Below are 9,017 nucleotides of genomic sequence, written 5' to 3'. Positions count from 1 at the left end.
TTATTAACCTTTAATCCTGATGACTTTATCCCTATTCCCAATATTACCATCGTTCATCCTCAAGATTTCATTAATTCCCAATAATTAAGCAGCAAATCCGACATACCACACCAAAATCCCTCACGGAAGGCAATAGGTCGCCTGAGAAGGAGTAAAACAGAAGAAAACACCTGAGACTCCTTCTTCTGTGAATCCCTAAGCTAGGGAGAAGAATGTAAAGATTTATTAAATTGTATATTTTAATACAGTTGTGGGGGGGGGGATGTGTATAATCCCGTTGTCTCCCTTTGGCGTTGGGTTGGGGTGTTGCCTAACCTAGCTGGGAGGGGATAACCGCACTATTGAGAAGAAAAAAAATGAAAAACAGCATCTCAGCCGCGATTCTTGGAGCGGCTGTAACCACTGCACTCATCGGACTATCTACAAGTTCTGTTCAGGCCGCTCAACTTAGCTTCCAGTTCGACTTTGTAACTTTTCCGGACGGTGATTTATTTAGACTGAATCTGACTACGGAGGACACGCTTACAACGAAAAACGCCCCTTCTTACACTGATCCAATCAGTGGTTTAACTTCTCCAGCTTATACCTTTACAGGTTACAAAATCCTTAACGTGACGGGAACGGAGACTGAAGGCGGCATCACTAACCCTATTACTGCAATACTTCCCGAAGGCTCTGGCGTTTTTAATGCACCTTTCAATGGTGTTCCAACCATAGACCTGATTCCCCACTCGCCGACGGATAACCTTTACAATCCCAATGGTGGCTTTGCTCCGGGAGTGCTTCCAGCAGGGTATAAAGCTGGTAACTTTTCTTTTGGAGGTCTAGCTTTCCATGTAGGGGGTACTAAAAATGAAGATTATCAAGTATTCACCCGGCCGGATTTTGGTAGCACCTTCCACCGCCGGGAGCCAGGCGATGGCTATGGCGGTTGCCCCGGTAGCTGCGTTGGAGCTATACCTGTTCCTGAACCCTCCTCAACTGCTGGACTTTTAGCTATTGGCTCCTTTGGTGCATTAGGCGCAGCTTCAACCCTGAAACGCAAACTAAAATCCTCCAAAACATCAGAAAACTAAACCACAAAAGTAGGCTAAATTGCTTCTAAAATACCATAAATGCCCCTTCATTTAGTCAATTGAGGGGGTGTTTTTTGTGTATTGTTTATTGTCTATTATTTAATTGCTGCTAACTAATTGACAACAAGAGCGTTTTTTGTGGTAGGATGGTTGGCCTAGTGTAAATATAGTAAAAATTGAAATGTCTATCACCCATATTAATAATCTTCAAGACCAGATTTTGCAAAGTATTAAGACTTTACCGCTAGAAAAACAGCAACAAGTCCTTGAATTTGTCAAATCCTTACAAAAAAATTCACGTTTTCAGAAATGGGACAATATTTCAGATGCAGAAGCACAATCGTTACAAAATGAATTTGCTCAAGAGGATATTAGCTTTTCAGAAAGTATTTTACCCGATTATTTATCTCACCTTGAACAAGAGGATAAGGAATAAATGCGAGGCGATATTTATCTAGCTGATTTGAATCCGAGTCGTGGTTCAGAACAAGCTGGTATTCGACCTGTTATTATTGTCCAACATAACAATATTGATCGCTTCACTAGCACTGTTGTTGTAATTCCATTAACCAGTAATTTACGTCGCACACAAATCCCCAGAACAATGGTTATTCCCACAGGACAAGGAGGCTTAAATCAGGAATTAGTAGCCTTATGTTATCAAATTGTTGTTATTGATAGACAACGACTTCAGAGATAGTTGGGGACACTTTCTTCTAGTTATTTACAGCAATTGGAAGAGGCGATGCGATACACATTAGATTTAACATAAAACCCTAATATGAATGTTTAATTAGTTTAATTTTCTTTCTGGAAAACTTGAACTTTAAGTCTCTTGGTAGTCAGTACACTCGGCGCAGGTGCAACCCTGAAGCGTAAACTAAAACCATCCAAATCTACTGAAAAAGAAACCAGAAAAGTAGGCTAAATTGCTTCTAAAAATACCATAAACGCCCCTTCATTTACTCCCTTGAAGGGGTTTATTTTTTGCCACATTCCTAAACTCTAAAAATTTCAGAGTTCACAGCTTATCGCTTACTTAAGACGGATGATTATTAGGATTTTTCATCAGCAATCCCTCACTGATCACAGCGACATTCAATTCATTATCTGCCGAGACAAAAGTGATAGAAGGTAAACCACTAGCTAGGCAAAGTGTATTAACAGCACAACCTACTGCTAACTGGATTGCGTCATAACCTCTTAAACCATAAGTTTCCGCTAATACCATTCCTGAATTAATTATACTTTCGGTAATTTCAATGACTTGATAATCTTTAAGCGAGTCCTTTCTCAACTGATGAACTATTGCCGTTGCATCCGTAACGCTAATACTTCCAGTGCGGGATCTTCGCGTAATAGCAGCTACAATTTCTACCTTGGCGATTGCGGCAATAAATATTTCATTATTTAAAGCAGCAGCCAATAATCCCAATACCCACGCCGAACCGGTTTCGCTGATATAACGCTTGACCAAGGCACTACTATCTAAGAAATAAGAAATAAAGTGCCATTTAACGGCGTTCCTCAATAATCGTTTCTGAAATAGGTTTTCCCTCGATTTCAATCAATCGTCGCTCAGTTATCGGTTGAGATGAAGGACGCTTAATCTGCTTGACTAATCCAGCATCAAGAAGAGATTGGTGAAATACCGCTTGTTTCTCAGCTTCTTCTTTATCCATAAGATACTGTTGAATCTTCTGATTAAGCAGCTGAAGTTCTTTTATATCAAGAGTCTCAAGCTGATTCAAGATTTGAGTAAGGATTGCCTGTGTCATAATCTGCTACTTTTTTTGCTGTCTGAGTAATTAATTTTTTATAGGAAAGTTATAATAATTGAGCTACTACAACAGACAGTATCATAAAAATTCACTCTTTAGACCTGCTTGATCGTAAATTTTTAGATTCTAGGCGCTTAATATCCTCTTGCCAGTAGCTGTTGAAAAGCAAAATGATCAAATCCTAGAGAACAGATTAGATATTTGTTTGATTCTTGGCCAATTCTGCCGATGTCATTCCCTTTGTACGTTGTTCAATTTCACTGCATCAGCTTAATTCCTTGCCACTGAACCAAATCCAGAAAAAGACTTTATCCCCAGTTTTGGCAACTATTCTCGGTGTGAGAGGAGGAGGCAGATTTTGCTGCCGTTTCCTCCTGATAGCTAAGACAGGATCAGTTTTTGCGGTAAAAAATCTTACTGCCTTGGTCACTGACAAAATGACAATTGCGGTAGGACCGCCAGAGAGATTTGAAAATCGGTTCTTTCGAGACGCGATAATAGTCTCCTAAGACGGGACGGATGGCCTCGGTTGCTTCTTGGAGATGATAGTGGGGAATAGTGATAAAAATATGATGGGCGACGTGAGTACCAATTTGGTGATGGATGGGATTAAAGATGCCATAATCGCGATCGATGGTAGAAAGCGCCCCTTTGAGAAAGTACCAGTCTTGACCGCGATACCAGGGAATATCATCTTCGGTGTGGTGTAGGAATGTCACTAGGTCCAACCAAACCACAAAGACGATGTAGGGCATGATGTAGTAGTTAAACAGAAACCAAAAGCCGTAGCTGATACCCACCCCGATTAATAGACCTAACATAAAGGTACAGCAAACGGTGCTAGTCAGTACCTGCCACCGTTCCGAGGGGCGAAAGAGGGGGCTTTCGGGCATAAAATGGGACCCCTGTTTATTAGGGGAACGGCGGAAAAGATAAAGGGGATAAACAAATAAAATTAGCTGAAAACGAGCTAATTTTTCGTACCAAGCCATATTGTTATACTGGGTTTCCGTGACGGGATACCAACTTTCATCGGTGTCGATATTGCCAGTATTAGCGTGATGGGTGCGATGACTGATGCGCCAACCGTGGAAAGGTACGAGAATAGGAGTATGACTGAGATGACCGATTAAGTTATTTAACCAACGATAACGGGAAAAGGAACCGTGACCGCAATCGTGACCGACGACAAATAAGGCCCAAAACATGGTTCCCTGCATAAACCAAAAAAGGGGGAAGAACCATGCTTGATTAATCTGGTAAGTTATCCAGTAAAGTAGGGTAATAATGCCAATATCAAAAAAAAAGTAAGCTAAAGAGCGAAAAACGCTTGATTGGAAGCAACGGGCCGGGATAGCTAGACGGATATCCTGTAGGGTAAATGGCAAAAATTCTCTTTTTAGGGAGGGTTTAGGTAGGGTTTGGGACACTAGGTTATAACTCAAGATGGATAACAGGGCAGTATTGACGAAAGCTTGAGTAGCTCAATTTTTCTGTTTCTCGATGCGCTATCTTTTCTCTGTCTCAGCTAGGAGCGGATAAGACCGAGCGATCGAGCGAATTTCGTCTAACTCACCAGAATTATATTGTAGGGCTTAATGTAACTTAACAAAAGCCCCTGGGGAAAGTTAATCAGATTCTCCCCCTGTCTGTCCGTCTGTCCCCTTGGGCATCTAGTACAATAATATCTGAGAAAAGAGATAAGACGCTCGGTCATTCAATCAACATTATGAACCAGTTACCTATTCGTCCAGCTAACAAAAATTTTACCCATAGTCGCTTGACTTTTGCCGATTTTTATGCGGGAATTGAAGGAAGGAAGACATTTAAGTCTCTTAGAAACAAAAAGATTAATTTTCCTGTTTCTCGCACCGCTGCTATTAAACAACTTTCTAACGCTGTCTGTCTCCCAGTAATCGGTACCCTGCCGATGGTTGTGAGTGTCATTATTAAGAATCCTCCGAAAAATGTATTTAAAAATATTAAATAATTTTCCATGATGATGAGATAAAACCGACATCATTCCTAACAAACATTTTGCCCCATGATATCGGGAGAGCCTTACATGACAAGGGAGTAGAGTGGAGTTCTCTCCTGTTAACTCTGATCACGCTAAAATCCTGTAGCCACCTTGCCACCTTGCATTAAACTCTTGTTTACTGATCCGGCTATATTCACCCTTATGTTCCTTATATTGTGATGTTAAGGTACCCCAAGGGTCGTGGGCTATCCAGTCTTCAGCTTTTTGGTCAATCAGCATAATAATATGGCCACCAGAAGGATTTGTGATCGGACCTTTATGCAATATGTTCACCACAACAGGAAAACCAGCCTCTACCAAGTCCTCAACAAAGGGTGTATCCCTATCAGTCATCCATTTAGTATTGAAGCCGTACTGCTTTATCGCCTTGGTCTGAACCGAGTGATCAGGGCTGTCGCCGATAGAGAAGACTTTTTTGAGATAGCCATCATCACTATCAAGACCTGGTTTACCAATCATCCGCAACAACCAATCTAAATACATCGCATTACTACTACTATTGCAAGTGCGATGTGCATCCCTGTAGTTATCGCGCTGGCTGAAATACCTGGTTTTTGTCTCAAGATTTAAGGTTTTCCCCGAAGGCAGATATTGGGTTAATCTGTCTATTTGTTGTTGTACTGCTGGATTGGCGTGCTTTAATGGTGACTCCTTAACCACTTCGACTTTGCTAACCTGATCGCTAGATTCTCTCGCTGCCTTGCCTGTTTCGGGTTGTGCGGCTAACTCTTCTGTATGCAAAGGTGTAGAAGGTAATTCTTTGATAACTTGACAAGCTTTATCGTAATAACGTTGACGATCCGCTAGTCCGTTATAACCACCATTAACCTTTTTTGTTACCTCTCTAACAGTTCCACCCCGATCGCAAAGAGCATTCATGTTATTATTCTTCCACCAAAATCCAGCACTGGTAAAAGGATAAACTTGAGCAACATAGCTATGTCCCTGCATGACTTTTTGATCCCTGATAAAGTCTGCAAATTTCTGATAATTATGCCGGCCTGTTAATTGAATAACACCAGCACCTTTATATTTACGACCATCACCAGGAGAGACATTTCCCAAATCTCGGCGACCTTCATAAGCACTACCACTGGCAATTTCTTCCATCCATTGCAGTCCTCCTGATTCATGGGCTGTTTGGCTGAGAAAATGTCTAATTCGTGGCACTGTATTAATTTCAAATCGCTGTAAACAAGAGTTTAAGTCATTGAATTGTTGATCACTCATTTTACGTCCATAGACAGACTCAGCTTGCTGACGAGTGACAAGATTAACGCCTTGATGCTGAATTGATTCTGACGCGGATACAGATGATAGGCTATTGTCTTTGCTAGATTCTTGCCAAGGTAAATGCCAATGATCCGACCAAAGATACCAAATGCCAGCACCGTAGTCTAACTCCACTAGGCAATGTCCGTCAATTTCTTCTGAATACTTGAGGACTTTGTACTCTTTGCCCGCAGGAACTTCTTTTTTCTCGTTGTCAGCGAGTTGTGATGAATCAATGGGCTGCCTTTTCAGATAGGTTTTAGTGGTTGCTTGAATCTCTGTTTCGGGGGGAGCGGCGACCAAATCTTCCCGATTCTCGGTTACTGCTGACGTTGAGGTGACAGGTTTCGCTGGCTCAGAAATTTGAATTTCATCAGGTAAGGCTTTTCCGTCATAGACAGACTCAGCTTGCTGACGAGTGACAAGATTAACGCCTTGATGCTGAATTGATTCTGACGCGGATACAGATGATAGGCTATTGTCTTTGCTAGATTTTTGCCAAGGTAAATGCCAATGATCCGACCAAATATACCAAGTGCCAGCACCGTAGTCTAACTCTACTAGGCAATGTCCGTCAATTTCTTCTGAATACTCGAGGACTTTGTACTCTTGGCCCGCAGGAACTTCTTTTTTCTCGTTTTCACCGAGTTGTGATGAATCAATGGGCTGCCTTTTCAGATAGGTTTTAATGGTTGCTTTAATCTTTGTATTGGGGGGAGCAGCGACCAAATCTGCCCGATTCTCGGTTACTGCTGACGTTGAGGTGACAGGTTTCGCCGCCGCAGGAAGTTGAATTTCATCAAGTAAGGCTTTTCCGTTAGTCTGTTGACTTAGCCAATCTTGATTTTGGATCAGCCAGTTTTTTATGGAATTATTTCCCCCATCTACTCCATCCCTTTCGTACTCGTCAATAGCTTGTGCTAGTCCTTTCCGCTGCTCAACAGCAAACAAATCTTTTAGGATATCATCCCTTGATTGAGAATTGCCAAGGCCAATTCTAGCGATCGCCCGATTCATTTCGTACTTCCAGCTATCTCCCTCCGTTGATGCCCCCGGTACTCGTAGTTCGATGGCGCGATCGAGATAGGAGATGGCTTTGTCTAAATCAGCAGGCTGTGAACTGATATAAGCATAACCTAACTCTGCATTATACGAGGGATTATTGTTATCACTGGCTACCAGGGACTGAAAAATCGGAATTGTTCTACTGACCCGATCTTTAAATGTTAGAGTTCGTCTTCCCAAGCTACGGGCATCATGGGCAACATTAAAAACAATTTTTTTAACATCATCAGTAGCACCTTCAAGTTTCTCTTGCATTTCTGATAATTCTGACTGATTTAGCCCGTTTTGAATCTGCTGGTTGACTAGATTGCGGATGTGTATTTTTTCTTCGAGTTCCTTGGACTGAGATTCTGCTTTCTCTTTGGCTAGGTTAGCGGTTTTTATCCGCTCCATTACCTTCTCTAATGCCGCATCCAGGATGGCCTTACCGCCGTAGCCGCCCACCAATCCAGTGACAAAAATTGTGATTTCCAAGCCTTGATCGCCTGGTTGCTTAAGTTCTTGGGGTAAGACAGAATAGGCAATAAATGCCCCGCTTATTCCGACAAAAATTTCCGCTAAAAAGCCGGGGTTGAGATTATTGGGATTTTTCTTACTCCAATACGGCAATTCTAACTCGCCGTCAAGTAATATGGAGTAAAGTAACCCGCCTAATGCTCCAGCCAATACCAGACTTAGATAGAGAGGATTTATATTTATATTTATATTTTTGAAGAAACCAATAATATTAATGGCTTTGACGACTTGGATACACTCTAAGGTTCTTTTTGGATCTGGTGGACAGGGAGACGTAGTTGTAAGACTGATTAACCAAGCAAAGCCAAGAGCCATACCAAGTCCAAAGGCAAAGGTAAGAATGAAATTGACAGTTTTTTTGGGGTAGGAAAATTTAGGGAAAAGTTTTTGTTCTGGTTTGTTCATTAACTTAGACTCGAAAACTTAGTTTGTTTACTGTTGAAAAATTAGTTTTATCGGCGGGTATTAATTGGCTTAGATGACTTAATCTCACTGTTACTTATCCGTCGGAATTATCCTGTCCGTTGTTGCTATCTTTATTCAGAGAGCGGGGCGACTTACCTAATAAATCTCCTAACTTACCATTTAGTAAAGATTGGATCAGTAACATACCACTTGTGCAAAGCCTTAACTTGTTAATCCCTTCTCTATTTCCATTTGTGACTGCAAAGCAACCAGCATCAAAGTAAACACAACAGTCAGTCCTATCGGCACTAAAGAGAAACTGCCGTTACTTGACGGTGGATTTGATCGGGAAGGATCAGGGGAGGACTGAGCGACAATAACAGGTTCTGTTTGGCTGGGTTGTATTGGTCTCATGTAGCAAAGATTCAGATCAGGAATTGCCAGCGATCATAACATTTATGGTTCTTCGGTAGATAATATGTTAACAAAAATTTGTAACCATTCAGGGGTAGGGCTGTTTCATTTAACCCCATATTTCGCACTTCAGTCTTATTCTTTGTATGATAAGTTTAACTTATATAGTAGTGATCGATCTCTGTGTCCTTTGTGTCTCTGTGGTTCGTTCTACGCACTCGTCCGCAATACCGTATCTTAGAATACATTTTACCCACCAAACCCGGGAGAGCCAACGGATTTAGTATTGTAAAGTTTTGTAAAAAGTATATGCAAATGACTGCAAACAACTGCTAATATGGTTAGTGTAAGTTTACATTGCAGTTCACATGAAACTATCAGATTATGCTAAGAAAAAAGGGATCAGTTATGACACTGCTTGGAGAATGTGGAATCGAGGGCAGTTAC

Annotated in this window: 7 protein-coding genes and 3 pseudogenes; 6 read left to right on the top strand and 4 right to left on the bottom strand. The window is 41.4% G+C overall.

What is annotated here, in order from left to right; all coding sequences use genetic code 11:
* Window positions 1–356 precede the first annotated feature (356 nt).
* From IM496_RS19410 to IM496_RS19395, 4 genes and pseudogenes are all read left to right on the top strand, one after another.
* Entirely contained in the window at window positions 357–1,076 is a 720-nt protein-coding gene (locus tag IM496_RS19410) for a PEP-CTERM sorting domain-containing protein (RefSeq protein ID WP_287662966.1), read from the top strand.
* Between the two features lie 181 nt (window positions 1,077–1,257).
* Window positions 1,258–1,512 carry a hypothetical protein gene (locus tag IM496_RS19405; protein ID WP_079208873.1) on the top strand — a complete coding sequence of 85 codons (255 nt, stop codon included), beginning with the start codon at window positions 1,258–1,260 and terminating at the stop codon, window positions 1,510–1,512.
* A pseudogene (locus tag IM496_RS19400) lies at window positions 1,513–1,848 on the top strand (type II toxin-antitoxin system PemK/MazF family toxin).
* A 51-nt stretch (window positions 1,849–1,899) separates the two neighbouring features.
* A pseudogene (locus IM496_RS19395) lies at window positions 1,900–2,004 on the top strand (PEP-CTERM sorting domain-containing protein); the annotation flags it as partial.
* A gap of 111 nt (window positions 2,005–2,115) precedes the next feature.
* Here IM496_RS19395 and IM496_RS19390 read toward each other — a convergent pair.
* The 3 genes from IM496_RS19390 to IM496_RS19380 form a co-directional block, all read right to left on the bottom strand.
* The gene (locus IM496_RS19390; RefSeq protein ID WP_287662964.1) at window positions 2,116–2,607 is read right to left on the bottom strand and encodes a type II toxin-antitoxin system VapC family toxin; all 492 of its coding nucleotides are present in this window, start codon (window positions 2,605–2,607) and stop codon (window positions 2,116–2,118) included.
* A complete protein-coding gene (locus IM496_RS19385) occupies window positions 2,591–2,854 on the bottom strand; it encodes a hypothetical protein (protein WP_194017530.1) in 264 nt (87 codons plus the stop codon). Before IM496_RS19385 ends, IM496_RS19390 begins: the two co-directional genes overlap by 17 nt.
* A gap of 395 nt (window positions 2,855–3,249) precedes the next feature.
* Window positions 3,250–4,287: a fatty acid desaturase gene (locus IM496_RS19380; protein ID WP_194017532.1), complete on the bottom strand. Its 1,038-nt coding sequence runs from the start codon at window positions 4,285–4,287 to the stop codon at window positions 3,250–3,252.
* Between the two features lie 299 nt (window positions 4,288–4,586).
* Here IM496_RS19380 and IM496_RS19375 point away from each other — a divergent pair, with 299 nt between their 5' ends.
* A complete protein-coding gene (locus IM496_RS19375) occupies window positions 4,587–4,847 on the top strand; it encodes a hypothetical protein (protein WP_194017534.1) in 261 nt (86 codons plus the stop codon).
* 117 nt (window positions 4,848–4,964) lie between these two features.
* On the opposite strand, the gene IM496_RS19370 is transcribed toward IM496_RS19375, so the two are convergent.
* Window positions 4,965–8,156, bottom strand: a complete 3,192-nt coding sequence (locus tag IM496_RS19370) for a DUF4257 domain-containing protein (protein WP_228009798.1) — start codon at window positions 8,154–8,156, stop codon at window positions 4,965–4,967.
* A 782-nt stretch (window positions 8,157–8,938) separates the two neighbouring features.
* Between IM496_RS19370 and IM496_RS19365 the strand changes: the two are divergent.
* Window positions 8,939–9,017, top strand: a pseudogene (locus tag IM496_RS19365) (IS607 family transposase); the annotation flags it as partial.

The organism is Microcystis sp. M049S2, from assembly GCF_020245625.1.
In the GTDB taxonomy this organism is placed as follows: domain Bacteria; phylum Cyanobacteriota; class Cyanobacteriia; order Cyanobacteriales; family Microcystaceae; genus Microcystis; species Microcystis ichthyoblabe_A.
This window is presented reverse-complemented; position numbering and strand designations above follow the sequence as displayed.

What these genes read in the sequence shown, in the direction of transcription:
- IM496_RS19410 (WP_287662966.1), top strand. Translation starts at nt 357, where the DNA reads ATGAAAAACAGCATCTCAGCCGCGATTCTTGGAGCGGCTGTAACCACT.
- IM496_RS19375 (WP_194017534.1), top strand. Translation starts at nt 4,587, where the DNA reads ATGAACCAGTTACCTATTCGTCCAGCTAACAAAAATTTTACCCATAGT.
- IM496_RS19405 (WP_079208873.1), top strand. Translation starts at nt 1,258, where the DNA reads ATGTCTATCACCCATATTAATAATCTTCAAGACCAGATTTTGCAAAGT.
- IM496_RS19370 (WP_228009798.1), bottom strand. Translation starts at nt 8,156, where the DNA reads ATGAACAAACCAGAACAAAAACTTTTCCCTAAATTTTCCTACCCCAAA.
- IM496_RS19385 (WP_194017530.1), bottom strand. Translation starts at nt 2,854, where the DNA reads ATGACACAGGCAATCCTTACTCAAATCTTGAATCAGCTTGAGACTCTT.